Below are 23828 nucleotides of genomic sequence, written 5' to 3' on the forward strand. Positions count from 1 at the left end.
TTGTTTCATCGTGTACCCTCCGGTGGTTATGTAATGGCGCTATGTTTGTCTGCTTCGCCTTTATTTAGTGTGGCCCGGAAGGTGTTGATGCGGGTCAAATTTATACGAAAATGTCACAATTCCGTTGTGATGGGGCAACGACTTTCGATATGGGACCGCTATCAAGTGGCTCAAACGGCAAGCTTGCCTAAGCCATGTCTGCGATTTTTCGGGTGGTTTTACGGCTGTAAGCGGGCGCGGCCGTGACACACTTTCCGTGAGGGCGGCCCGGGTTCAGCGGCCGTCGGCGTGCGGTGTCGCGGGCAGGTTGCGCAGGATGGCGCGCAGCATTTCCTCAACGTCGATCGGCTTGGCGATGAAGTCGTTCATGCCGGACGCGATGCATTGTTCGCGTTCCGAGGCCATCACGCCGGCCGTCATCGCCAGCACGGGCAGCGTCAGCGCCAATTCCGAGCGTATCAACCGCGTCGCCTCGAAGCCGTCCATTTCCGGCATCTGCACGTCCATCAGCACCAGATCGTAGCGGTGCGATTCGGTGCGCAGCAGGTCGACCGCCGCGCGGCCGTTGTCGACCGAATCGATGGTGGCCCCGGCGTAATCGAGCATGCTCCGGGCGACCAGCTGATTGATCGGATTGTCCTCCACCAGCAGGATGCGCACGCCGTCGACGCGCAAGCCGGGAGGCGGCCCGGACGCGGGCGATTGCGCTTCCGTGGCGGGCGCGGAGTCCGCGACCGCCGGATCGCCGCCATTTTCCGAATTTTTTTGACTTGCCGCCGACGCGTCGCGCGCGCTGCGCGCCAGCCGCACGCTATCTTGCAGGCGTTGGCCGGTGACAGGTTTGAGCAGCACCGCGTCGGCGCTTTGCGCGCCGTCGGTGTCCAGCAGCTTGCCCTGGCCGAAGGCGCTGACCATCAGGACGATGGGCGGGGCGCCTGGGCCCGTGGCGCGTATGGCCTCCATGGTCGCCACGCCGTCCATGCCAGGCATGTTCCAGTCCACCAGCACGGCGCCATAACGGCTGCCCGACCCGCGCAGCACCGCCAACGCCTGCTCGCCGGAACCTGCGCAGTCGCAGCGCCAACCTAGCGCGCGGATGGTTTTGTATAAATAGCGGGCGCTGAGCGTGTCGTCGTCGACCACCAGCAGGTGCAGTGGCGGCAGGCCGGCAGCATCGTCGTCGGTGGGCGCGTCGGCGCGCAGCATCGGCACCGTCAGCATGAATTCACTGCCCACGCCCGGCGTGCTGCGCACCTCGATGGCCCCGCCCATCAAGGCGGCGATGCGGCGCGAGATCGCCAGTCCCAGGCCGGTGCCGCCGAAGCGGCGCGTCATCGAGGCGTCGGCCTGGGAGAAGGGCGCGAACAATTGCGCCAGGCTGTCGGCGTGGATGCCGATGCCGCTGTCGCTGACGGTGAAGCGCAGTTGCGCGGCCCGGGCGTCCGCCGGGGCCTGATCCCCGCCTGGCGTGCCGGGTGCGCCGGCCACCAGTTCCACCAGCACCGCCACCGAGCCTTTTTCGGTGAACTTGATGGCGTTGCCGACCAGGTTGACGAGTACCTGCTGCAGCCTGTGACCATCGCCGACCAGCGCCTGCGGCACGCCGGGCTCGATGCCGATCGCCAGCTCCAGGTCCTTCTCGCCGCCGTTGACGGTCATGATGTTGGCCAGCGTCTCCAGCACGGCGCCAAGCTGGAAGGGCGCGGGCGCCAGTTCCATGCGGCCCGCCTCGATCTTGGAGAAGTCCAGCACGTCGTTGAGGATCCCGAGCAGCGAGTTGCCCGAGCTGCGTATCATCTCCAGGTACTTTTGCTGGTCCGGCGAGAGCGGGGTGTTGTTCAACAAATGTGTCATGCCCAGCACGGCGTTGAGCGGGGTGCGGATCTCATGGCTCATGTTGGCGACGAACTCGGTCTTGGCGCGGCTGGCCGCTTCGGCCAGGTCGCGCGCGGCGATCAGCGAGCTTTCCGACTCGCGCAGCGCGCCGGTCATTTGCCGCGCCAGCGCGGTGGCATAGACGTGGCGCGCGGTCAGCGCCCGCACCACGCCGAAGAACAGCAGGCTGATAATGACGCCGGCCAGCAGCACGATGTGCGATTTCTGACGGTCGATGGAGCGCTCGAAGGCCGGCAGCGACGTGAAGCGCAAGGTCCAGCGATGCTGGAGCAGTTCGAGCGGCATCTCGCGCGCGAACGGATTCGGATAGTGCAGGCGGTCGTTCTCCGTGCGGTCGGCGGCGCTGGCGTACAGCCGTGCCCTGGCGTCGGTCTCGTCGCCGTCGAAGATCTCCAGCCGAATCGCGTGCGTTCCGGCGTGGTTGTCGGCCTGGCCGCCCGCGACGAGCAGATCGCGCATCAACTCCTCCGCCAGGATCGGGCTGTAGGCATAGCCTTGCAAGGCCGCCATGCGCTGCTCCGGCGTCGCGCCGGCCGGCAATCCCGCCTGTTTGCGGTAGACCGGGAAGTACATCAAGAAGCCCGGCTGGTGTCCGGCGCGTGCGCTCTGGACCAGCTCCACTTTGGCGCTGAGCGCCGGCATGCCCGAGCGCGCGGCATTGCGCATCGCGACCTTGCGGATCGGTTCGGAGAACATATCGTAGCCGAAGGCGCGGCGATTGCGCTCGTCGAACGGCTCAAGATAGTAGACCGGCGCCGACGAAGGCGGAGGCTGCGCGGCGTCCGCCGCATCGCGCGACAACGGATCCAGCGACCAAATGCGGAAATCCGGATAGCCTTCCTGGCGCACCTGGCGCTCCAACCCGGCGCGCTGGTCGTGGCGCAGGAAAACCGCGTAGCCCAGCCCCATCACGCCGGGGAAGTTGTTTACCAGGTCAAGGCCGGCGGCGAACTCGCGCCACTGCGCGCGCGTCGGCTCCGGCTCGGCCTTGAACAGCGCCTGGGCGCCGCGCAGGCCCGATTCGTACAGGTTCATACGCTGGACGATGCGCTGTGCGATCTCCTCGGCCTCCGCGTCGAACCGTTCGCGCGCACGCCGTTCGGTGTCCACCGCCACCAGGTGCCACACCAGCACCGTCAGGCCCACCCCGACCAGCAAGGTGCCCCATTGCGCGGCGCCGTGCTCCTTGACGGTCGTTTGCAGCCGTTGTCGTTCGCTGGCGTCGGCGCTCAGCACCAGGCCGATCAGGCAGCACAGCACGATGAAGCTGTCGAGCGAGATCAGCGCGTCGTTGAGGGTGCCGGCGGCGAACGGACCGAGGCCGTTGACGGTGCCCGGCACGGCGCCGGCGGCGGCGCACAGGCAGACGGCGCTGGCGCCGCGCAGGCCGTGGCGGTACGACGCCCAGGCTACGCACAGCACGAACAGATACGGCAGCCATCCGAGATGGTCGTCGGGCGAATAGGCGCGCAAGAAGACCGCGGCGGTCAGCGCCAGCAACGCCGCCAGGGACAGCGCAATCTCCAGCGCGCCGCGCCAGTTCCAGGCCCGCGGGCGGCCCAGCGACCAGACGATGATCGCCGGCGTCACCAGCAGCACGCCGGCGGTGTCGCCGACCCACCAGGTCAGCAGGACGGTGGCGTAGGTGTCGGCGCTGGCCAGGCCGAACAGCAAAAGGGTGGTGGCGCCGATGCCGGAGCTCACCAGGCACATGACCATGGCGACCAGCGCGAACTTGTAGACGTTCTGCAGCTGGCCTACCGGCTGCGTGACGTCGGCGTAGCGGCGTATCAGCCAGGTCCCGGCCAGCGCCTCGAGGGTGTTGCCGGCGGCGATGGCGCCCGAGGCCAGCGCTACGGCGCCGCCCAGCGCCAGGCCGTTGGCGTGGAAGGTGGCGAGGTTGGCGGCGAAGGCTCCCAGCATGATAGCCGGCCAGGCGCGGTATCCGATCAACAGGATGGCGGCGAAGGCGATGCCGGACGGCGGCCATACTGGCGTGGCGTTGGTGTTGGCGAACGCCAGCAGCAGGCTGGCGCGGGCCACCAGTGCATAGCAAAGCGCCAGCGCCGCCAGCTGCATCGGCCCGGCCAGCAGCTTTGGCGCCTTGCGGGCGCCGGCGTCCCCGATCCAGGCGGAGACCAGGGAGCGCTCGGAGGCGGCCGGGGAATCCGTATCGTGACCTACGCGCATGGCAGCATGTTTTGAATTATCCGAGTGGCACCCGGCCACTATATCGTATTTGCGCCGGGCTTTGCGCCGGGTTCATACATTTGGCGCCGGCGGCGTGCATTTCGCGCCGTTGGCGCGCCGTTCGTCGCATCGGCCGCCGGCGGGGACCGCGCCTGGCTACAGTGGACGCCTGTTTCATCCACCACAACCGCCGGAGCCCGACATGACATACCAGACCGCCACAGCCTTCCTTGCCTTCCTCTTCGCCGCGGCAGGCGTCAACGCCGGCGCCAGCGCGGCCGACCTCACCATCACGGTCGAAGGCGTGGCCAGCGCCGATGGCCGCTTGATGGTCGCCTTGTATAACGCCGCCGAGACTTTTCGCGGCAAGCCGTATCTGGCGCGGATGGCGCCCGCGTCGACCGGCGCCGTCACGCTGGCGTTCAAGGAACTGCCGGCCGGCGACTACGCGTTCGCGGTCTATCACGACGCCAACGGCAACGGCAAGCTCGATTTGAACGCGGTCGGCATGCCGGTCGAGGACTACGCCTTCAGCAACAACGCCATGGGCAATCGCAGCGCGCCGAGCTACGAGGATGCGCGCTTCCAGGTGCCGGCCGGCGGGGCCGCCGTCAGCGTCACCCTGCGCTGAGAGGGGGGAGATGATGAACCAACGCCGCCAGTTTCTTTCCCGTGGCATCGGCCTTGCCGCCCTGGGTGCGTCCGCCGGGCCGGCCTTTGCCGACAGCGAGACCTCGCGCCGCTTCCATCAGGCGCTTGAGCGCAATCCGCGTCTGTCCGTGTACGCCGATACCGGCGGCGAACAGACGGGCCTGGCGCTGGTTGGCGGCAGCATGCCGGCGGACCTGAACGGCGTGTTTTACCGCAACGGGCCGGGACGCTTCGAGTTGGGCGGCGAGCGCTATCACCATTGGTTTGACGGCGACGGCTTTGCCCAGCGCTGGCAGGTCGGTGGCGGCAAGGTCGCTCATCGCGGCCGTTTCGTGTTGACGAAAAAATTCGATGAGGAGAACAAGGCGGGCCGCTTCCTGTATCCGGCCTTCGGCACTGCGATCGCGCGCCGCGCGATGAAGAACAACGACAGCGTCAACGTCGCCAACACCAATCTGCTGCCGTTCAATGGCGCCTTGTACGCGCTGTGGGAGGGCGGCTCGGCGATCGAACTCGATCCGGAGACGCTGGCCACGCGCGGCGCCAAGACCTGGCGCGCCGACCTGAAGGCCATGCCTTTTTCCGCCCATCCCAAAATCGACCCTGATGGCGGCCTGTGGAACTTCGGCAATCCGCCCGGCGGCGACCAGTTGGTGATCTATCGCCTGAACGCCGCCGGCGAGGTGACGCGCACCGCCATGGTGCCGGTGCCGCGCCTGAACATGGTGCACGACTTCGTCGTCAGCGGCCGCCACCTGATCTTCCTGGTGCCGCCGTACGCCATGCGCGCCGATGCCGGTCTCAGTCTGGCCGAACGCATGCAATGGGACGGCGCTGCGCGGCCGCTGCGCGCGGTCGTCATCGACAAGAATACGCTGGAACTGCGCCGGGTGTTCGAACTGCCCGCGCGCTCCGTCTTCCACCTCGGGAACGCGTTCGAGGATGGCGCCTGCACACGTCTGGACGCGGTGCTGCACGAAGGCGACGTCCTGCCCGATCCCGCGCTGCCGATGCGCGGCGACATGCGCGCATACGGCGCGGGACGCAGCGCCACGGTGCAGATCACCCTGGACTACGCCACCGGCCAGGCGCGCGAGGCGCGGCTGTTCGGCGTCAGCGAGTTCCCGCGCGTGGCGCCGCAGGTGGTGTCGGCGCGCCACCGCCGGCTGGCGGTGCTCGGCGCCGACGGCGTCGGCAAGGATCTGATCCTCAATACCGTCAATCTGATCGACACCGACAGCGGCAAGGCCGATAGCTATGCTTTCGGCGCCGGCTGGCAGGTGGAGGAGCACGTGCTGGTGCCCCGGCGCGGAGCGCGTTCGGAGACCGACGGCTATCTGGTCGGCGTGGCGCAGGACACGCGGCGCGGCCAGACGGTGCTGACGGTGTTCGATGCGCACAACATCAAGGCCGGTCCAAGGGCGCTCGCGCGATTGTCTTATCGCGCGCCGGTTTGCTTTCATGGTAACTTTCTGCCGACATGAATACTATCCACGACACCATCCCGGGCGCCAAACCGCCGCCGATCGCGCATCCGCTCGAAGTCATCCCGTTTTTCCGGCGCTGGCCGCATTCGGTGCCCCGCAACGTTGTCTACACCGTCATCTTCAGCTGTGCGGTGGCGCTGGCGCTGACGGTGATCGACATGGCCGGCGGCGCGAGCGTCCAGAGGCTGCGCAGTGATTTTCCGACGACGCTGATCATCTCGAACTTGATCGGTGGGTTGGTGTATGGCGGTATGTTTGCGCTGAACCGCTCGCTGGACGGCTGGGTGGCGCGCCTGCGCGGTGCGCGGCGCATGCTGTTCTACGTCGCGCTGATGTCGTTCAGCGTGCCGGTCGGCATAGGCCTGGGCAATGTGCTGATGAACAGAACCAATCCCCTGCTGGTGCTGGGCCAGCGCGGCGTGTGGGTGTATTCGCTGGCGACGGGCGTGCTGGTCGCCGGATTCATGTACCTGGTTCATCGTAGCGGGGAGCGGCGGATGCAGCAGGCGATGGCGGCGGCGCGCGACAACGCATTGATCGCGTCGAGCCAGCGGCTGCTGGCGGAGGCGCGCCTGCGCGCGCTGCAGGCTCAGATCGAGCCGCACTTTTTGTACAACACGCTGGCCAACGTGGTCGGCCTGATCGGCACCCAGCCGGCCAAGGCGCAGCATATGCTGGAACGCTTCATCGACTATCTGCGCGCCAGCCTGGCGGCCAGCCGCGGCGACCAGGCGACGTTGGCCAGCGAGGCGGCCCTGCTGGCGGCCTACCTGGATGTGCTGGCGGTTCGCATGGGCGAGCGGCTGCGCTACCGTATCGACGTGCCGGATGACCTGCGCGGCTTCGCGATCGCCCCGATGCTGCTGCAGCCCGTGGTGGAGAACGCGATCACACACGGCCTGGAGCCGAAGGTGGAGGGCGGCGAAATCGTCATCGGCGCGCGTTTGCTGGGCGATCGCGTGTGCGTGGAGGTCAGCGACACCGGCGCCGGCCTGGCCGGCCAAGGGGCGGCGAAGAAGCCCGGCGGCGGCGTGGGCCTGAGCAATCTGCGCGAGCGCCTGGCCAGTTTGTACGGCGGCGCGGCTCGGGTAGAATTACTGGAAAATCAACCCAGCGGCATGACGGTGCGCCTGATGCTGCCTTTGAACGCGAGTCCGACATCGATACCTTCCACGCCCTGATAGCCGACGACGAGGCGCACCTGCGCGATTACCTGGAGGGACAGCTCAACACCGTGTGGCCGGAACTGCGGGTGGTCGCCAAAGCGGCCAACGGACTCGATGCGCTGCGCCTGATCGACGAGCAGGCGCCCGATGTGGTTTTCCTTGATATCCGCATGCCGGGCATGACGGGACTGGACGTGGCGGCGCGGCTGATGGAGGGGCCGAAGCCGCCGCACATCGTGTTCGTCACCGCTTTCGACCAGTACGCGGTGGAGGCTTTCGAGCATTCGGCGGTGGATTATTTGTTGAAGCCGGCCGGCCTGGATCGGTTGTCAAAGACGGTGGTTAAATTGAAGACCGGGTTGCAAGCACGACGCGACGCCGTGTGCGAGCCTTCGGTGGCGAGCGGTGTGACGGCGGCCGCTTTGCAGGCCTTGTTGACGCAGCTGGGCGGAGCGGTGGCGGCTCCCGTTGCGGCTGCGGAGCCGTTGCAGTGGATACGCGCCTCGCAGGGCGATCAGACCCGTTTGATCTCGATCGACGAGGTGATTTACTTCCAGAGCAATGACAAATATACGAGCGTGTTCCTGGCCGATGGCGAGAGTTTGATCCGCACGCCGATCAGCAAATTGCGCGAGCAGCTCGATGAGCGGCAATTCTGGCAGATACACCGCAGCGTGATCGTCGCGGCCCGGCATGTGGCGGGGACGCGGCAGGATTTTCGCGGGCGCTTGATGGTGCAGCTGAAGGGGCGCGACGAGCAACTGGTGGTCAGCCGGAATTACGTGGATTTGTTCAAACAAATGTAGGGCGGATTAGCGAAGCGTAATCCGCCATGCATGCGCCGCCAGCGGCTCGTAGATGGCGGATTACGGCGTCCCGCCTAATCCGCCCTACGTGTTTACTTGACGGGTCTTACCTTCGACGCCGCTTCCTTGGCGCGCGCGCGCGCCGTTTCCACATCGTCCGCCGTCGCCAGCGCCACGCCCATGCGGCGGCGCGCGAACGATTCCGGCTTGCCGAACAGGCGGATGTCGCTGCCCGGCACCCGCAACGCTTCGGCCACGCCCTCGAACGCGATGCCGGCCGCTTCGTGCTGGCCATAGATGACGGCCGAGGCGCCCGGCGCCTTGAGCGCGACATTGACCGGCAGGCCCAGGATCGCCTTGGCGTGCAGTTCGAACTCGCTTTGCACCTGGGTCGCCATGGTCACCATGCCGGTGTCGTGCGGGCGCGGGCTCACTTCCGAGAACCACACCATGTCGTCCTTGACGAACAGCTCGACGCCGAACAGGCCAAGGCCGCCCAGGTCGCCGGTCACCTTGCCGGCGATGTCGCGCGCGCGTTCCAGCGCCACCGGGTCCATGCGGCACGGCTGCCACGATTCGACGTAGTCGCCTTGCACCTGCACGTGGCCGATCGGGTCGCAGAACTGCGTTTCCACCTGGCCGTCGGCGCCGATCGAGCGCACCGTCAGCAAGGTGATCTCGTAGTCGAAGTCGATGAAGCCTTCAACGATCACGCGGCCGGAGTCGACCCGGCTGCCGGCGGCGGCGTAGTCCCACGCGGCCTTGACTTCGGCGGCGCTGTCGATCTTCGACTGGCCTTTGCCCGACGACGACATGACCGGCTTGATCACGCACGGGAAGCCGATGGCGGCGGTGGCCGCCTCCAGCTCCGCCAGGCTGCTGGCGAAGCGGTACGGCGACGTCGCCAGGCCGAGCGTCTCGGCGGCCAGGCAGCGGATGCCTTCGCGGTTCATCGTCAACTGCGCGGCGCGGGCGGTAGGAATGCAGGTGATCTTGTCGGCTTGTTCCAGCGCGGCCAGCGTGTCGGTGGCGATGGCTTCGATCTCCGGCACGATCAGGTCCGGCTTTTCCTGTTCGATCAGCGCAGCCAGCGCCGCGCCGTCGGTCATGTTGATGACGTGGGCGCGGTGCGCGACCTGGTGGCCCGGCGCGTTCGGATAGCGGTCGACGGCGATCACTTCCACGCCCAGGCGCTGCAGCGCGATGATGACTTCCTTGCCCAGCTCCCCGGAGCCGAGCAGCATGACTTTGGTGGCGGTGGGGGACAGCGGCGTGCCGAGGATGCGTGGAGTGTTCATGTTGGATTCAGAGAGAAGAGAAGTAAGGGCGTCAGAAAGAGTAGACCAGGGTCACCGAGGTTTGCGTGTCGGTGCTCTTTTTATCGTCCGGCACGTTGGTGTCGCTGCGGACGCTGAACGCGGCCTTCAACTGCATGGTGTTGTTGATTTTGGTGCGCAGCGACGTTTCCGCCTCCGAGTGCGTGTTCGAGGTGCCGCGTTCGACCATCAGCGTTTGCTGGAACAGTGCGTTTTCGCTCAGGCGCCATTTGAAGTTGCCCGCGCCGCGGATCGTCATGCCGTTCTCGGTCTCGCCGGTGTCGCGCGCGCCGCGGAAGTAGCCCGGACCGATCTCCACGTCCAGGGTCTTGGTCTCGGACTGGTAGACCTGGGTGCCGTAACCGACGCCGATGGTCGAGTAGCGGATGTAGGCGCCGAAGCGGTCGTCGACGTGGGTGGCGAGCGCGAACAGGCGGTCGCGGTCCTGCATCAGCTTATACGCGGCCTTGGCCGACAGCGAGTAGCGCTGCGCCGAACGCTCGCGCACTTTTTCGCCATCGTCGTTGGTGACCTGCTCGTCCTTGAAATAGCCGGCGGCGATGTACTCGTTGCTCCAGTCGGGAAGTTCCTGCTTGGAATCGATTTTGCCGGTGACGGAGGTACCGACGGTGTTGCCGGAGGTGGAGATCGCGCCCAGTTCGGCGGAGGTGCTCCAGCCGTACGGCGGGTCCAGATCGACGGCGGCGGCGTGGCCGCAGGTGAGTGATAGCGCGAGCGCGGGTACGAACAGCAATGGTTTCATAGGCATGGGACGGCGGGGCCGGGCATGGCCGGCGCTGCGTCATCTTGTTACGGAAGAAGGCGCTATTGTACCCGACACCGATTACGTGTGGTTCCGTACAGAGCGGGCGGTGGCAACGGAGGATCATTGCGCCATTAGCTGAACGGGGTAACGATCATGAAGACATCGCTGAAATTGACAAAAATGCTGCTGTGCGCCGGCCTGTTCGCCGCCACCGCCTCCGCCACCTCGTTCGCCAGCGCCGGCATCAACCGCTGCGTCGATGCCCAAGGTTCCGTGCTGTTGACCGATGCCGAATGCCCGCAGGGCAGCCGTGTCGCCAACGACGAGGCCGCCGTTAGCGACACCGGCGCCGAGGGCATCATCATCAACAGCGGTGTCGAACGCGTGGTTCCGGCCGTGCAGGGCGGCGCCGGTTTGCCGCGCAGCCGCTGGGCCGATCTGCCGCGCCCCTTGATGCGCAAGGCCGGCGGCACCGACGCGATGACTTTGCAGGCCGCCCGCAGCACCTTGCAGATGCAGGACGAGTTGCGTCGCCAGGGCCGCGTGGCGTCGCGCTGATTGACTAAGTGATGTCCCGGCCATTGGCGTAGCCGGATAATCCTTCGGCCAGCGCCGTGAATGCGGCGGCGCACGCGGGGTTGGCGCGCAGGTTCTCATGCATCGCCAGCCAGGTTTCGAGCGGAATATTCAACAGATCCGGCAGCACCCGCACCAGCGAGGGATCGCGGCCCGCCAGCCGCACCTGGCAAATGCCGATACCCAGCCCTGCGCGGATCGCCGCCAGGTGCACCAGGTCGCTGTCGCTGCGCAGCGCATACGCGCCGGCGTCCAATTGCTCCAGTTTGTGTGACAGCTTGCGGGTGAAGGCGTTTTCCGTCGCCACGCCGATCAAGCAATGCCCCTTCATTTCGGCCCAGCCATGCGGCGTTCCATGCCGTTCCAGATAATCCCGCCGCGCATGAAATCCCACTTCGATATCGCCGATGCGCTGGGCGATCAGCACATTCTGTTGCGGGCGCTGCATGCGCACGGCGATGTCGGCGTCGCGCTTGAGCAAATCCTCGATGCGGTTGGAGATCGCCAGTTCGATCGCGATGCCGGGATGGCTGTCTTTCAAGCGTGCCAGTATCGGCGGCAGCACTTCCACGCCGATCACTTCACTGGCCGTGACGCGCACGGTTCCCTGTATTGTCCCGGCGCCGTGGCCCAGCGACGACGCGGCGCGCAGTAGCGCAGTGGAGGCCGAGGCCAGCGCCTCGGCGTGCGGACGCAGCGCGCGGGCGTCGTCGGTGGCAATCAGGCCCGCCTGCGAGCGCGTGAACAGCGACAAGCCGAGCGCTTGCTCGAGGGCCTCGATATGCCTGCCGACCGTGGGCTGCGTCAAACCCAGCGCACGCGCCGCGCCGGACAGCGACCCTTCGCCCATCACGGCAAGGAAGGAGCGGTATAAATCCCAATTCGGTTCGCTGGTGGTCGCAGGGGTAGTCATACATAATTGTATAGCGACTATTCGGGTTTCTGTAATTTTCTTTTAGCGCGATCCGGTCCACACTGACTCCATCGATTACCCACAGGAGAACGGCATGGAACAGATCAACACGGCATTGGTACTGGGCGCCACGGGCGGCATTGGCGGCGAACTCGCGCGCTTGCTGCTGGCGCGCGGCTGGAAGGTCAAGGCGCTGCACCGCGCGCCGGAACGCGTGGCCGTCAGCGGCGACGGCATCGAATGGCTGTCCGGCGACGCCATGGAGCACGACGATGTGGTCGGCGCGGCGAAGGGCGTGTCGCTGATCGTCCATGCGGTCAACCCGCCCGGCTACCGCAACTGGGGCGCGCTGGTGCTGCCGATGATCGACAACACCATCGCCGCCGCCCGCGCCTGCGGTGCGCGCATCCTGCTGCCCGGGACCATCTACAACTACGGTCCCGATGCGTTTCCCCACCTGCGCGAGGACTCGCCACAGCATCCTGTCACGCGCAAGGGCGCGATCCGCGTCGCGCTGGAGGCGCGCCTGAAGGCCGCAGCGGCCGATGGCGTGCGCACCGTGATCGTGCGCGCCGGCGACTTCTTTGGACCCAAGGCGGGAAACAGCTGGCTGGCGCAAGGCTTGATCAAGCCTGGCAAGCCGGTGACGGCGATCAGCAACCCGTCCAGTTCCGGCGTCGGCCATCAATGGGCCTACCTGCCCGATGTCGCCGAGACGATGGTGCGGCTGGTGGAGCAGGGCGACGCGTTGCCGACGTTCGCGACTTACCATATGGAGGGCCATTGGGATCCGGACGGCACGCGGATGGTCGCCGCCATCGCGCGCGCCGCCGGCAGGCCGGAATTGAAGGCGGGGGCCTTCCCGTGGTGGCTTTTGACCGTGGCATCGCCTTTCGTGCCGGTGTTGCGGGAGCTGCGCGAGATGCGTTACCTGTGGCGGCAACCGTTGCGGATGTCGAACGCGCGGCTGCGCGCGGTGCTGGGCGGCGAGCCGCATACGCCGCTCGATACGGCGATGCGGGCGACGCTGATCGGCTTGGGCTGTTTGGAGGAACCGGAAGAGGCGCCGGATCGGCGTCAGGCGGCCGCCTCGCGCTGATCGTCCGCCACGACGTAGCGGTTTTTACCCGCGTGCTTGGCCGCATACAGCGCCCGGTCGGCAAGGCGGTAGCTGACCGAGAGGTCGGCCTGCTTGTCGAATTCGGCGATGCCGATGCTGATGGTCCGCGCCGGCACGCAGGCGGCCCGCACTTCGTCCAGCATGCGCCCGGCGAACGCGCACGCGTCTGCGAGGTTGCCGTGGAAGACGACGCCGAACTCCTCGCCGCCCAGCCGTCCGCACAGGTGGCTGGCGGACAGCTTGCCGATGACGGCGGCGGTTCTTTTCAGGACTTCGTCGCCGGCGTCGTGGCCGAGGGTGTCGTTGATCTTCTTGAAGTCGTCGATGTCGATCATCAGCAGATGCAGCGGACCGGCGGTTTGCTGGGCGGCGCGGGCGTCCAGGGTGAACTTGCGGCGGTTGCTCATGCCGGTCAGGCCGTCCTTGAACGCCAATACCGTCAACTCCTGCCTGGCGCGGAAATTGCCGACGCGTAAGGCCAGGAAGAAAATGTTGAGATAGACGCCGATGCACAGGCTGCCGCCGACGGCGACCAGCGCCAGGTTGAAGTCGAGCCGCCCCGGCTGCCCCGGGAAATTGCCGGCGCCGAGGACCAGCCAGATGACGATGACGGTGGCGACGTAGTTGATCAGCCCGCTAAACACCGGCGCCGCCGCCAGCGCCATGGCGATGCCGATCGGCAGGACCCAGAACACCGGATGCGCTGTCTGGTCGACGAACAGCCGGAACGCGACAGCGGTGGTGACGGCCCCGAGCACGCCGCTGACGATCAATTGGCGCAGCGAGCGCGCGCGGACGGTCATGAACAGGCTGGCCAGGATGCCCGGCGCGCCCAGCAGTACTTTCAAGTGGCCGTCGCCGTTCGAGCCGAACAGCAACGTGATGGCGCACAGCCAGGCGATCAGTCCGAAGGCCTGGGTCAGGATGACGACGGGACGGCCCTCGACAAAGAATTGTCGCTGCTGTTCCGGGTCGCCAATGAAATAGGAGTAAGCAAAGAGTTTTCGCATGCACGTTCACATTTAATTTCCCAAGAGTATAAATCTTGTGGTCGGGAAAAAATAGTGATTCTCGTGTAAATGTGGGCGAAATCGCAGGAGTTGCTACTGTTTATCAACAATTCTCTAAATGCAATAATAGCGGTGCTGCCTCATGGCGCGACCGAATAAGTGCGTTTCAGGCAGCGCAGCACGAACGTCGAGCGGCTGTGCCGCAAGCCCGGCAGCTTGTAGAGCTTGCGTCGCAGGAACTCCTCATAGCCCGCCGTCCCGGCCACCGCCACCTTGATCAGGTAGTCGTATTCGCCGGTCAGCAAATAGGCTTCCATCACCTCGGGCAGTTCGGCCAGCGCCTGGCCGAATTTGTCGAAGATGTCGTCGTCGTGGCGGTCCAGGGTGACCTCGATGATGACGGTGTCCGGGTAGCCCAGCGCCGTTTGGCTCAGCAGCGCGGTGTAGCCCTCGATCATGCCGCCTTCTTCCAGCGCCCGCACGCGGTTCCAGCACGGCGTGGTGGACAGGCCGACTTTCTCGGCCAGCTTGGTATTACTCAGTCGGCCATCCTGGCGCAATTCGCGCAAGATGCGGCGGTCGATCTCGTCGATGTCCACGTTTCGCTCCCATGAAGATGAATATTCCGTGGATTTTACATCTTCGGGGATGATCTTCTGCAAAATGGCCATATCGGCGGAAATTCAGGGAGCCTATTTCGCTCGACTATGGATATTCTGGTGGCATGAATACCACCCATAAAAGCTACCGTTTTTGCATCGAGCCGGATGCGCCCATCGCCACCCTCGAGGCCGCGCTGGCAGTCGTTCGCCGCCTGGGCATCGAGCTGCGCGGGTTGCGCACGACCGCCGGCGCCCACGGACTGGAGGTGCATTTGCGCCTGGCCGCGCCGGAGGAGGATCCGCTGGTGCTGTGCCGCATGCGCCTGCACAACGTGATCGGCGTGCAGGCGATCCGCGAGCTGGCCGAGATTACGTGACGCTGTATTTAATCAGGAAAACGATGGCGATGATCCACACCACCGGCTTGACCTGCCGCGCCTGTCCGGTCAGCAGCTTGAGGCCGGCGTAGGTGATGAAGCCGAAGGCGATCCCGTGGGCGATCGAGTAGGTGAACGGGATCACCAGCGCGGTGATCGCCGCCGGCACGCTTTCGGTGGTGTCGCTCCAGTCGACGTCGACCAGGTCGCGCAGCATCAGGCAGGCGACGAACAGCAGCGCCGGCGCGGTGGCGTAGGCCGGCACCACGCCGGCGATCGGCGCGAAAAACAGCGCCGCGAGGAACAGCAGCGCGACCACCAGCGCAGTGAGGCCGGTGCGGCCGCCGGCCTGCACGCCGGCCGCGCTTTCGAGATACGCGGTGGTGCTCGAGGTGCCAAGCACCGAGCCGGCCACGATGGCGCAGCTGTCGGCCAGCAGCGCCTTGTTCAGGCGTTCCATTTTGCCGTTGACCAGCAGGCCGGCGCGGCTGGCCACGCCCATCAAGGTGCCGGTGGCGTCGAACAGCTCCACCAGGAAGAACACCAGCACCACGTTGAACAGCCCCATCGAGATGGCGCCCGCCAGGTCGAAGTGGAACAAGGTCGGCGCGATCGACGGCGGCAGCGACATGAAGCCCTTGAAGGTATTGCCCCCAAAGAAAAAGCTCAGCACGGTGACGGCGACGATACCGATCAACAGCGCGCCCGGCACGCGCAGCCGGTCCAGCGTGACGATCAGCAGGAAGCCGAAGATGGCCATCAGGGTGTGCGGATTGTGCATGTCGCCGACGGTGACCAGCGTTTCCGGGTTGGCCACCACCAGGCCGGCGCTTTTCATCGCGATCAGCGCCAGGAACAAGCCCAGGCCGACGGTGATGGCGACCCGCAGCGAGTGCGGGATGCCGTTGACGATATGCTCGCGCACCTTGAACACGCTGACGACGATGAACAGGCAGCCGGAGATGAACACCGCGCCGAGCGCCGTTTGCCACGGCACGCCCATGCCGAGCACCACCGCGTAGGCGAAGTAGGCGTTCAAGCCCATGCCGGGCGCCATGCCGATCGGGTAGTTGGCGTACAGGCCCATGATCAGCGTGCCCAGCGCGGCGGCCAGGCAGGTGGCGACAAACACCGCGTCCTTCGGCAGGCCGGCGTCGCCCAGGATGGCCGGGTTGACGAAGATAATGTAGGCCATCGTCAGGAAGGTGGTGAGGCCGGCGACGACCTCGGTGCGCACGGTCGTGCCGTGCTCGGCGAGCTTGAAGAATTGCGTGAGTGACATGGGTGAAGTACGGTAGCGCGGGAGGGCGAAGAATAGCACGACCCCGGCGGGACACGAAGCAGGAGATCGCGCTGTAAGGCCTCAGTCGGCGATCGCGTAGCCGTCGCGGCCGTTGTGCTTGGCGGCGTACAGCGCGCTGTCGGCGCGCGCCACCAGTGCCGCCGCCGATTCCCCTTCGCCGTTGTGCAGCGCCAGGCCGATGCTGGTGGTGACCGCGATGTCGGCATCGGCCACGGCGAACGGGCGCCGGATCGCTTCGACAATCTTGAGCGCCATCCGCGCCGCCTCCTCGACATGAGCCACCTGTTCGAAAATGATGATGAATTCGTCGCCGGCGACGCGGGCGACGGTGTCCGAGGCGCGCACGTTGGCCGTCAGGCGCGCGGCGAACTCCTTGAGCACGTCGTCGCCGGCGCCGTGGCCGCGCGTGTCGTTGATGGCCTTGAAGTGGTCGATGTCCAGGTAAGCCAGCGCCAGCGGCTTGCGATGGCGCTTGGCGCGCACGATCGCCAGTTGCAGGATTTCCTCGAACATGCGGCGGTTGGCGATGCCGGTGAGGGTGTCGATGCGCGCCAGCTGCGTCAGGCGCTGCTCGATTTCCTTCATGCGCGTGGTGTCGTGGGTCAGCGTATAGATGCCGATGACGGCGCCGTCGGCCCCCAGTTCCGGCACGAAGGTGGTCTCCAGCGCGTGCTCGCCGCCGTCGATCCTGGCGGTGTGCTCGTAGGTGGCGTTGCGGCCCTGGTAGGCGCGGTCCAGGTGCGGTTGCGCCAGCGCGTACTGGGTTTTGCCGATGCCTTCGACCAGGTGGCGGCCGATCATCTTAACCGGGTCCATGCCGAACCAGTGCAGGAAGGTGGCGTTGAGGAACTGGAAGGTGCGCGCGTGGTCCAGGTAGGAGATCAGCACCGGCAGGTTGTCGGCCAGGGTGCGCAGGCGCTTTTCGCTGGCGGCGATCTGGCGCTCGTAGGCCACGCGCTCGGTGACGTCGTGCAGGAAGGCGGTGGCATAGTACGCCCCTTCGTGGCGCAGCGCGCCAAGCGACAGCTCGACCGGCACCTCGCCGCCGTCCTTGTGCAGCGCCGCCACCCGCACCCGCGAGTTGATCAGGCGCCCGGCGTGGCCGTCGGCGAAGGCGCGCATGCCGGCGCCGTGCTTGCCGCGCATCGCCGGCGGCACGATCAGCTCGGCGATGTCGCGGCCGATCGCCTCCTCGCGGGTCCAGCCGAAACTGCGCTCGGCGGCGGCGTTCCATTTGGTGATGATGCCGGTCGCCTCGCAGCTGACGAAGGCGTCCGGGGCGCGCTCGAGGATGCTGCTGATCAGCGCCTCGCTGTCGCGGATCGCCGTTTGCGCGGCCTCGCGCTCGGCCATCAGCTCGTGGAAGGCGATGCTCAGGGCGCCAATTTCGTCGGCGCGCCCGCGCTGCAGCACGCCGATGTCGGCGCGGCCGCCGCGGATGTCGTCGATGTGCCCGCGCAGGCGGCCCAGCGGCCGCAGCATCCACTGCACCGCGATCCACGCCATCAGCCCGGCCAGCGCGGCGAAGGCGGCAGCGCCCAGCATGGCCTTGTGGCGCATGGCGATCATCGGCGCGAACGCTTCGTCGACCGGGAAGCGGGCGCCGATGATCCAGTCGGTGGCCCGCAGCCGCTTGAACGAATAGATGGCCGGCACGACGTCGCGGCCGGTGGTCTCGGTCCAGCCCTCGAAGCCGGTCAGCGCCAGCGCGGTGGCCTTGCTGTGGCCCGGGCGCTGGTCGACGCGCTTGAGCAGGAAGGCCGGGTTGGGGTGGTGCAGCAGCACGCCGTCGGCGGTCATCATGTAGGTGTAGCCGGTCTTGCCCGGCTTCTGCGCCGCCACCTGCCCGGTGAACGAGGGGCTGCCCAGGTCGATGCTGCCGCACAGCAGCATGAGCGCGCGGCCGCCGGCGTCCAGCACCGGATGGACGATCATGATCGCCGGACGGCCCGTCAAGATGCTTTTGAAAGGCGGCGACACGGCCGGCTTGCCGGCCGCCAGCGCGCGTTCGAACCATGCGTGCGCGGCCTCGCCCGGGTCCAGCGCGGTAACTCCACCACCCGCGCCACTACCGGCGCCACCGCCGGCGCCGTCGGTGTTGAGCAGCGCGCCTTGCCGGTTGTAGATGTGCAGGTTGAGGAAGCGCGCGCGGGCCACCGGGTGGCGGGCGACGAACGCCTGCATGGCCGCCGGGCTGGCGCTGTCGCCCTCGACGACGGTGTCGGCCAGGCTGGCGAGCAGCACCTTCCTGGCGGTGAATTGGGCGTCGACCTGGGCGGCGGCCGACGACAGCAGCGCGTATTGCTGGTCGCCGATGACGCTTTTCATGTCGCGCTCGGCGAGCACCAGCGCGACCCAGGCCACGGTCATCGTCGCCCCCAGCACCAGCATCACGACGACCCCGGTCATGCGGAATTTGAGGCTGCGCGGAAGTCGTGCGAAAACGGCCATGTCGCTCCTGTATGTGTTGGGGGCAAGTATTGCATACCCTGACGGGCAAGGCCAGCGGGTACAATCGCCGCTGCCAGGGGGCGGAGGGGCGTCCGTGCTGGTCATCGCTCGGCCGCTCGGCGGCCTTTACAAGGAATGCGGAGTATGCTGCAAGCAATTTTGTGGGACAACGACGGCGTGCTGGTCGATACCGAACGGCTGTTTTACGAGGCCAACCGGGAGTTATTCAGGCCGCTTGGCCTCGGGTTGAGCGAACAGCACTTCTTCGACTGGTACCTGGCCGACAACCGTGGCGCCTGGCATTTGCTGGAACCGGCCATGGGCGAAGCGCAAATGGCGGAGCACCGCGCGCACCGCAACCGCAGTTACGCACTGCGGCTGGCGTCGGAGCACATTCCGGCCATCGACGGCGTGGCCGAGGTGCTGGCCAGCCTGGCGCCGCGCGTGCGCATGGCCGTCGTCACCAGTTCCATCCGCGAGCACTTCGACATCATCCACGCGCGTTTGCCGCTGCGGCGGCACTTCGAATTCGTGCTCACCCACGAATCCTGCGCCCACAGCAAACCGGCCCCGGACCCGTACCTGCTGGGACTGGCCCGGCTGGGCGTGGCGGCGACCGACGCGCTGGTGGTCGAGGATTCGCCGCGCGGCCTGCAAGCGGCGATGGCGGCCGGCATCCGCTGCATCATCCTGCGCAACGCGCTCACCCGCGGCCACGATTTCCCCGGCGCCTACCGGGTGGTCGACACGATGGCGCAGTTACTGGCGGAAATCGAGTTGCTGCTGTCGGTGGAAAGCTGACAAGCGAAACAGCGATTGCGGCGTAGCAGCCGTGCGACATCGCCGACGGGCTTTCAGTAGCATGGTTCGCGTAGATGCTGAACATGTTCTGAAGAAAGGAGTCCATCATGCCCCGAGGAGCAAGCCCCAAGCGCGAGCACGAGTACAAGCAGCTGGAACACAAATTCGAACAGGAAGGAAGATACCCCGGCCGAGAGGAGGAGGTGGCGGCCCGGATCGTCAACAAACAGCGGGCCGAGGCGGGCGAAGCCAAGCAGCCGCCCGGCCGCACCGGCACCGGCCACCGCCGCCGCAACACCACGCGGCGCAACAAACCGTCCTGACGGGCACTTGTCGGTGGTTGTCAAAATTTTCACCCACGTCGCGAAAAACAATGTAAAATGACAACCAGTGTTATTGCTATTGAAATATAAAACAAGGCCTCTGGTAGGGCGGATGTTTTGAAAAGGGTCGGATCCTGACGGATTCGGCCCTTTTTGTTTGGGGCGCGGTCCGCTAGAATGCCGCCTCCAAAATCTGCCCTAGGGAAATATGAACGTGTTTCAAAGAAGCGTGGCCGCAACGGCCATCGCTTGCGGCCTGATCATTGCGTCGGGCCTGTTGTCCCCCGCGTCGGCGCTTGAGGCCGGCGCTGTCAAAACCCGTTGCCCGGTTCACTATGTCGATGGCCGCCTGCCGGAGATCGCCAACCGCAAGCTGGGCGCCGCCACCACCGAACTGTGCTACGGCGTGTTTGGCGTCATGCACTCCGGCATCACGCGCACGCCGCTGTGGTCGGCCGAGCACCTGACCGCCGACCATATCGCCGCCGCCAGGGATTTATCGCGCGAAGACAGCTTCCATGCGGAAAAGCGTTTGCCGCCAGGCGCCCGGGCCGAGCTGGACGACTACGCCCGCAGCGGCTACGACCGTGGCCACATGGCGCCCAACGGCGACATGCCGGACCGGCGCACCCAGCACGAAAGCTTCACCTTGGCCAACATGGTGCCGCAGGACGCCGAGAACAACCGCCACCTGTGGGCCGGCATCGAGGCGGTGGTGCGGAAACTGGCGCAAAAGGAGGGCGATCTGTATGTCATCACCGGTCCGGCCTTCATCGGCCGGGAAGTGCGCAAAGTCGGCGACGTGCTGGTGCCGACCCACTTGTACAAATTGGTCTACAGCCCGCGTCAGCGCGCCGGGGCCGCCTATTTCGTCGAAAACCGGGCCGGTGCGGAGTACGAGGTGCTCGGCGTCGCCGAACTGGAAAGCAGGATCGGCATCGATCTGTTACCGTCGTTGTCGGCGCAGCAAAAGCAGGCGCTGTTGCGGCTGCCCAATGTGCGTCAGCGCAAGGGCACGGGCAAGGAGAGGAGCAGGCAATGGGCCAATTGAAATTCGTTCCCTATGCGAACGAGTCGGACGTGTTGCATGTCGGCCGCCTGACGATCGAGAACCGGGTCGACCGGGTCACCGTGAGCGGCGATATCGACCTGACGGCCGACCAGGCCGGCTTGGCCGACGCCCGCCTGCTGCAGCGGCTGCTGGTCGATATCGTGGCGCGGCTGGAGGCCATGGCGCTGCCGGCCGCATTGCCGGCGCCGTCCGTTACGAAGGTGGTCAATCCTTTCGATTGACGGGCGGTGTTTGCACGGCATCGGCAATGGCCGCCGCCAGGTCGCTGTCGGCCGTGGGCAGGCTGATGCGGTTGCGGCCCATGTGCTTGGCGCGGTAGAGCGCCGAGTCGGCCGCCGCCACCAGCTGGCTCGAATCGTTGTCCGGCGCCGCCAGCGCGGTGGCCGCGCCGATGCTCACCGTTACCACGTGGCCCTGCGTGCCCAGGTTGGGCATGTGCAGCTGCTCGACCCGGCAGCGGATGCGCTCGGCCACGATGGCCGCGCCCTTGAGCGACTGGTTGGGCAGGATCACGGCGAACTCCTCGCCGCCGTAGCGCGCCACCAGGTCGTTGGTGCGCATTTCGCTGGCCACCGCCTTGGCGATGCGTTGCAGGCATTCGTCGCCGCCCAGGTGGCCGTAGGCATCGTTGTACTGCTTGAAATTGTCGACATCGACCATCAGCAGCGACAGCGGCTGTTGCTGGCGCAGCGCGCGCTGCCACTCGGCGTACAGCGTGTTGTCGAAGCAACGGCGGTTGGCCAGACCGGTCAGGCCGTCGCGCGTGGCCAGCTGTTCCAGCGCCACCTGCGCGCATTTTTCGTCCGTCACGTCGCGCAGCGTCTCGACCACCGCCAGCAGCTTGCCCTCGTTGTCGACGATGGGGCTGGCGTCGGCCGCCAGGTAGCGGCGCCGGCCGATGCGCGGCATGTCGCACCAGTTTTCCGCGCGCAGGTTGCCGTCGGGATCGGCGCGGCGCTGGCCGTGCGGGTCGGCGCCGCGGCCCTTGAGCACCAGGTCGGCCAGGGTGGTGCGTTGTTCATGGTAAAAGCCACGCCAGTGATCGCTGGTGCCCAGCACTTCCCAGGCGTCGACCGCCGTCAGGCGCTCGCAGGCGCGGTTCCAGATGATGACTTTGCCGTGGCAATCGAGCACGAAGGTCGGGATGACCAGCAATTCCATCATTTTGAGCGCGAATCCGTGCGGCTGCTCCGGCTGGGGGTACTCCATCACATGTTGAATCTTGGGCTTGCGGGTCATGACGGCGGCCTTTGGGGATATGGGGTGTGGTCTGGGAGGGAGGTGCGGTGCGGGCGCCGTGCTGGGCGCCCGGTGTGGCGTTATTGCAGCGGAAACGACATCGTCAGCGCCGTGCCCCGGCCGGGCGCGGTGGCGACATCGAAATCGCCGCCGGCCTCGGCGACCCGTTCGGCCATGCCGCGCAGGCCATGGCCATGGCAGGCGATGGTGGGATGGCCGCGTGGGACCGAAGGGTTTGCCGAAGCGCGGGCGGCGGCGATGCCGACGCCGTTGTCGCGCACCGTCAGGCTCAGCCGGTCCTGGGCGCGGCTGATGCCGACCGAGACCTGCGAAGCCTTGGCGTGCCTGGCGATGTTGCTGAGCGATTCCTGCAAAATCCGGTAGATGACCTTGTCCATGCCGCCATCGACGCGGCCGACCGCGGCGATGGCCTCGGCGTCGAGCTGGCAGGGGATGCCGCTGAGGCGCGAGAACTGCGCCACTTGTTCCTCGACCGCGCCGCGCAGGCCGTCGCGCAGGCCCTCGGGCTGCAAATCGCGTACGATGGAGCGCATCGAGCGCAAGGTCGAGGCGACCCGCTCGTCGACCTTTTGCAGCGCCTCTTTGAGCTCCGGATGGCGCGCGGCCAGCGCACCCAGCTCAAAACTCATCGCCAGCAGGTGCTGTCCCAGGTCGTCGTGCAGGTCGCGGGCGATGCGGCGGCGGTCGGCGTCGCGCAGCGATTGCTGGCATTTGCTCAGGTGGCAAACCTGGCGCCGGGTGTCGGTCAGCGCCTGCTCGGCCAGCGCGCGACGGCCGCGCTCGTGCGAGAGGCTGGCCTGCAGGCGCGCTTCGACGCGGGCGAACGCGCCGCGCTGACGCCGTTGTCGCCACACCAGCGCCATGGCGAGCCAGGCCAGCGCGCACACGCCGGTGACGATGAGATCGATCTGGATGACTTGCGGCGCGTAGTTCATGATGTTCGTCCCCTGTGGTCGGGCGCCGGTGCATACAGTCGGTCGCCACCCTGTGAAAGTACCTTGGTTGCCGCAGAGCAGCATTGTGCAAAGTCAAGTTGCGCCGGAAACCGCGAGAAAGTGTCGCGTGGGATATAATTGAGGGTTGTCCAATCAGGAATTATCGTGACTTACAGCATCAAAGAGATCTTTTACACCTTGCAAGGCGAGGGCGCGCACGCCGGTCGTCCGGCGGTTTTCTGCCGCTTTTCCGGCTGTAATCTGTGGACCGGCCGCGAGAGCGACCGCGCCGGCGCCGTGTGCCAGTTCTGCGATACCGATTTCGTCGGCACCGACGGCGAGGGCGGCGGCAAGTTCAAGACAGCGGAGGAGCTGGCAGCGACGATCGCCGCGCTGTGGCCGGCCGTCTATCCGGCCAGCAAGTACGTGGTGTTCACCGGCGGCGAGCCGCTGTTGCAACTGGACGCGGTGCTGATCGCCGCGATGCACGCGGCCGGCTTCACGATCGCCATCGAAACCAACGGCACCTTGCCGGTGCCCGAGGGTGTCGACTGGATCTGCGTCAGCCCGAAGATGGGTTCGACCCTGGTGGTGACCCGGGGCAGCGAGATCAAGGTCGTGATTCCGCAGACGGGACAGGACCTGGCGGCGTACGAACAGCTCGATTTCGAGCATTTCTATGTGCAGGCGATGGACGGTCCCTTGGCCGAATTCAACACCAAACTGGCGATCGAGACCTGCAAGCGCAATCCGAAATGGAAGCTGAGCCTGCAAACCCATAAACTTTTACAAATACCCTAAGAAAAG

Annotated in this window: 22 protein-coding genes; 12 read left to right on the forward strand and 10 right to left on the reverse strand. The window is 66.4% G+C overall.

Annotated elements, in window-relative coordinates:
* Positions 1 to 273 precede the first annotated feature (273 nt).
* Positions 274 to 4086 carry a CHASE domain-containing protein gene (locus NHH73_15940; GenBank protein ID USX24121.1) on the reverse strand — a complete coding sequence of 1271 codons (3813 nt, stop codon included), beginning with the start codon at positions 4084 to 4086 and terminating at the stop codon, positions 274 to 276.
* Between the two features lie 202 nt (positions 4087 to 4288).
* Between NHH73_15940 and NHH73_15945 the strand changes: the two genes are divergently transcribed.
* Genes NHH73_15945 through NHH73_15960 form a run of 4 tightly spaced genes read left to right on the forward strand, consistent with a single transcriptional unit; the run spans position 4289 to position 8196 of the window.
* Positions 4289 to 4717, forward strand: coding sequence for a DUF2141 domain-containing protein (locus NHH73_15945; protein ID USX24122.1), 429 nt, complete (start codon positions 4289 to 4291; stop codon positions 4715 to 4717).
* 10 nt (positions 4718 to 4727) lie between these two features.
* A complete protein-coding gene (locus NHH73_15950; GenBank protein USX24123.1) occupies positions 4728 to 6221 on the forward strand; it encodes a carotenoid oxygenase family protein in 1494 nt (497 codons plus the stop codon).
* Positions 6218 to 7405 carry a histidine kinase gene (locus tag NHH73_15955; GenBank protein USX24124.1) on the forward strand — a complete coding sequence of 396 codons (1188 nt, stop codon included), beginning with the start codon at positions 6218 to 6220 and terminating at the stop codon, positions 7403 to 7405. The genes NHH73_15950 and NHH73_15955 overlap by 4 nt, the downstream gene beginning before the upstream one ends.
* A gap of 53 nt (positions 7406 to 7458) precedes the next feature.
* Entirely contained in the window at positions 7459 to 8196 is a 738-nt protein-coding gene (locus NHH73_15960) for a LytTR family DNA-binding domain-containing protein (GenBank protein ID USX24125.1), read from the forward strand.
* Between the two features lie 92 nt (positions 8197 to 8288).
* Here the strand turns inward: NHH73_15960 and purT are convergent, their stop codons facing one another.
* Together purT and NHH73_15970 are read right to left on the reverse strand one after the other, a co-directional pair.
* Entirely contained in the window at positions 8289 to 9494 is a 1206-nt protein-coding gene (gene purT, locus NHH73_15965) for a formate-dependent phosphoribosylglycinamide formyltransferase (GenBank protein USX24126.1), read from the reverse strand.
* 31 nt (positions 9495 to 9525) lie between these two features.
* Positions 9526 to 10275 carry a DUF481 domain-containing protein gene (locus NHH73_15970; GenBank protein ID USX29635.1) on the reverse strand — a complete coding sequence of 250 codons (750 nt, stop codon included), beginning with the start codon at positions 10273 to 10275 and terminating at the stop codon, positions 9526 to 9528.
* A 156-nt stretch (positions 10276 to 10431) separates the two neighbouring features.
* On the opposite strand from NHH73_15970, the gene NHH73_15975 reads away from it, so the two are divergent.
* A complete protein-coding gene (locus NHH73_15975; protein USX24127.1) occupies positions 10432 to 10836 on the forward strand; it encodes a DUF4124 domain-containing protein in 405 nt (134 codons plus the stop codon).
* A gap of 4 nt (positions 10837 to 10840) precedes the next feature.
* On the opposite strand, the gene NHH73_15980 is transcribed toward NHH73_15975, so the two are convergent.
* On the reverse strand, positions 10841 to 11767 hold the full coding sequence (locus NHH73_15980) for a LysR family transcriptional regulator (GenBank protein ID USX24128.1): 927 nt from the start codon (positions 11765 to 11767) through the stop codon (positions 10841 to 10843).
* 94 nt (positions 11768 to 11861) lie between these two features.
* On the opposite strand from NHH73_15980, the gene NHH73_15985 reads away from it, so the two are divergent.
* Positions 11862 to 12866, forward strand: a complete 1005-nt coding sequence (locus NHH73_15985; protein USX24129.1) for an SDR family oxidoreductase — start codon at positions 11862 to 11864, stop codon at positions 12864 to 12866.
* Here the strand turns inward: NHH73_15985 and NHH73_15990 are convergent.
* The gene (locus NHH73_15990; protein ID USX24130.1) at positions 12845 to 13897 is read right to left on the reverse strand and encodes a GGDEF domain-containing protein; all 1053 of its coding nucleotides are present in this window, start codon (positions 13895 to 13897) and stop codon (positions 12845 to 12847) included. The two genes, NHH73_15985 and NHH73_15990, sit on opposite strands and share 22 nt — an antisense overlap.
* Before the next feature lie 140 nt (positions 13898 to 14037).
* Positions 14038 to 14496: an Lrp/AsnC family transcriptional regulator gene (locus NHH73_15995; protein ID USX24131.1), complete on the reverse strand. Its 459-nt coding sequence runs from the start codon at positions 14494 to 14496 to the stop codon at positions 14038 to 14040.
* Positions 14497 to 14621: 125 nt separating this feature from the next.
* Here NHH73_15995 and NHH73_16000 point away from each other — a divergent pair, with 125 nt between their 5' ends.
* Entirely contained in the window at positions 14622 to 14876 is a 255-nt protein-coding gene (locus NHH73_16000) for a hypothetical protein (GenBank protein USX24132.1), read from the forward strand.
* On the opposite strand, the gene NHH73_16005 is transcribed toward NHH73_16000, so the two are convergent.
* Both NHH73_16005 and NHH73_16010 read right to left on the reverse strand, forming a co-directional pair.
* Positions 14869 to 16158: an NCS2 family permease gene (locus NHH73_16005; protein ID USX24133.1), complete on the reverse strand. Its 1290-nt coding sequence runs from the start codon at positions 16156 to 16158 to the stop codon at positions 14869 to 14871. The two genes, NHH73_16000 and NHH73_16005, sit on opposite strands and share 8 nt — an antisense overlap.
* An 81-nt stretch (positions 16159 to 16239) precedes the next feature.
* A complete protein-coding gene (locus tag NHH73_16010) occupies positions 16240 to 18630 on the reverse strand; it encodes a diguanylate cyclase (protein USX24134.1) in 2391 nt (796 codons plus the stop codon).
* Positions 18631 to 18774: 144 nt separating this feature from the next.
* On the opposite strand from NHH73_16010, the gene NHH73_16015 reads away from it, so the two are divergent.
* The 4 genes from NHH73_16015 (at position 18775) to NHH73_16030 (ending at position 21047) form a co-directional block, all read left to right on the forward strand.
* Positions 18775 to 19431, forward strand: coding sequence for an HAD family phosphatase (locus tag NHH73_16015; GenBank protein ID USX24135.1), 657 nt, complete (start codon positions 18775 to 18777; stop codon positions 19429 to 19431).
* 107 nt (positions 19432 to 19538) lie between these two features.
* The gene (locus tag NHH73_16020) at positions 19539 to 19754 is read left to right on the forward strand and encodes a hypothetical protein (protein ID USX24136.1); all 216 of its coding nucleotides are present in this window, start codon (positions 19539 to 19541) and stop codon (positions 19752 to 19754) included.
* Positions 19755 to 19962: 208 nt separating this feature from the next.
* Complete coding sequence (locus NHH73_16025) at positions 19963 to 20805, forward strand: DNA/RNA non-specific endonuclease (GenBank protein ID USX24137.1); 843 nt, start codon at positions 19963 to 19965, stop codon at positions 20803 to 20805.
* Positions 20793 to 21047 (forward strand): hypothetical protein, encoded by a 255-nt coding sequence (locus NHH73_16030; protein ID USX24138.1) that lies wholly within the window; start codon positions 20793 to 20795, stop codon positions 21045 to 21047. The genes NHH73_16025 and NHH73_16030 overlap by 13 nt, the downstream gene beginning before the upstream one ends.
* On the opposite strand, the gene NHH73_16035 is transcribed toward NHH73_16030, so the two are convergent.
* Together NHH73_16035 and NHH73_16040 are read right to left on the reverse strand one after the other, a co-directional pair.
* Positions 21031 to 22065, reverse strand: a complete 1035-nt coding sequence (locus NHH73_16035; GenBank protein USX24139.1) for a diguanylate cyclase — start codon at positions 22063 to 22065, stop codon at positions 21031 to 21033. The two genes, NHH73_16030 and NHH73_16035, sit on opposite strands and share 17 nt — an antisense overlap.
* 80 nt (positions 22066 to 22145) lie before the next feature.
* A complete protein-coding gene (locus NHH73_16040) occupies positions 22146 to 23021 on the reverse strand; it encodes a sensor histidine kinase (protein USX24140.1) in 876 nt (291 codons plus the stop codon).
* A 165-nt stretch (positions 23022 to 23186) separates the two neighbouring features.
* On the opposite strand from NHH73_16040, the gene queE reads away from it, so the two are divergent.
* A complete protein-coding gene (gene queE / locus NHH73_16045; GenBank protein ID USX24141.1) occupies positions 23187 to 23822 on the forward strand; it encodes a 7-carboxy-7-deazaguanine synthase in 636 nt (211 codons plus the stop codon).
* Positions 23823 to 23828: the final 6 nt, after the last annotated feature.

The sequence above is a fragment of the Oxalobacteraceae bacterium OTU3CINTB1 genome (assembly GCA_024123955.1).
Taxonomy (GTDB): domain Bacteria; phylum Pseudomonadota; class Gammaproteobacteria; order Burkholderiales; family Burkholderiaceae_D; genus Rugamonas.

Coding starts and splice junctions, on each gene's coding strand:
- NHH73_16030 (USX24138.1), top strand. CDS start 20,793: ATGGGCCAATTGAAATTCGTTCCCTATGCGAACGAGTCGGACGTGTTG.
- NHH73_15940 (USX24121.1), bottom strand. CDS start 4,086: ATGCGCGTAGGTCACGATACGGATTCCCCGGCCGCCTCCGAGCGCTCC.
- NHH73_16010 (USX24134.1), bottom strand. CDS start 18,630: ATGGCCGTTTTCGCACGACTTCCGCGCAGCCTCAAATTCCGCATGACC.
- NHH73_16000 (USX24132.1), top strand. CDS start 14,622: ATGAATACCACCCATAAAAGCTACCGTTTTTGCATCGAGCCGGATGCG.
- NHH73_16025 (USX24137.1), top strand. CDS start 19,963: ATGAACGTGTTTCAAAGAAGCGTGGCCGCAACGGCCATCGCTTGCGGC.
- NHH73_15985 (USX24129.1), top strand. CDS start 11,862: ATGGAACAGATCAACACGGCATTGGTACTGGGCGCCACGGGCGGCATT.
- NHH73_15975 (USX24127.1), top strand. CDS start 10,432: ATGAAGACATCGCTGAAATTGACAAAAATGCTGCTGTGCGCCGGCCTG.
- NHH73_15990 (USX24130.1), bottom strand. CDS start 13,897: ATGCGAAAACTCTTTGCTTACTCCTATTTCATTGGCGACCCGGAACAG.
- NHH73_15950 (USX24123.1), top strand. CDS start 4,728: ATGATGAACCAACGCCGCCAGTTTCTTTCCCGTGGCATCGGCCTTGCC.
- NHH73_16040 (USX24140.1), bottom strand. CDS start 23,021: ATGAACTACGCGCCGCAAGTCATCCAGATCGATCTCATCGTCACCGGC.
- NHH73_15945 (USX24122.1), top strand. CDS start 4,289: ATGACATACCAGACCGCCACAGCCTTCCTTGCCTTCCTCTTCGCCGCG.
- purT (USX24126.1), bottom strand. CDS start 9,494: ATGAACACTCCACGCATCCTCGGCACGCCGCTGTCCCCCACCGCCACC.
- NHH73_15955 (USX24124.1), top strand. CDS start 6,218: ATGAATACTATCCACGACACCATCCCGGGCGCCAAACCGCCGCCGATC.
- NHH73_16020 (USX24136.1), top strand. CDS start 19,539: ATGCCCCGAGGAGCAAGCCCCAAGCGCGAGCACGAGTACAAGCAGCTG.
- NHH73_16005 (USX24133.1), bottom strand. CDS start 16,158: ATGTCACTCACGCAATTCTTCAAGCTCGCCGAGCACGGCACGACCGTG.
- NHH73_16035 (USX24139.1), bottom strand. CDS start 22,065: ATGACCCGCAAGCCCAAGATTCAACATGTGATGGAGTACCCCCAGCCG.
- NHH73_15970 (USX29635.1), bottom strand. CDS start 10,275: ATGAAACCATTGCTGTTCGTACCCGCGCTCGCGCTATCACTCACCTGC.
- NHH73_15980 (USX24128.1), bottom strand. CDS start 11,767: ATGACTACCCCTGCGACCACCAGCGAACCGAATTGGGATTTATACCGC.
- NHH73_16015 (USX24135.1), top strand. CDS start 18,775: ATGCTGCAAGCAATTTTGTGGGACAACGACGGCGTGCTGGTCGATACC.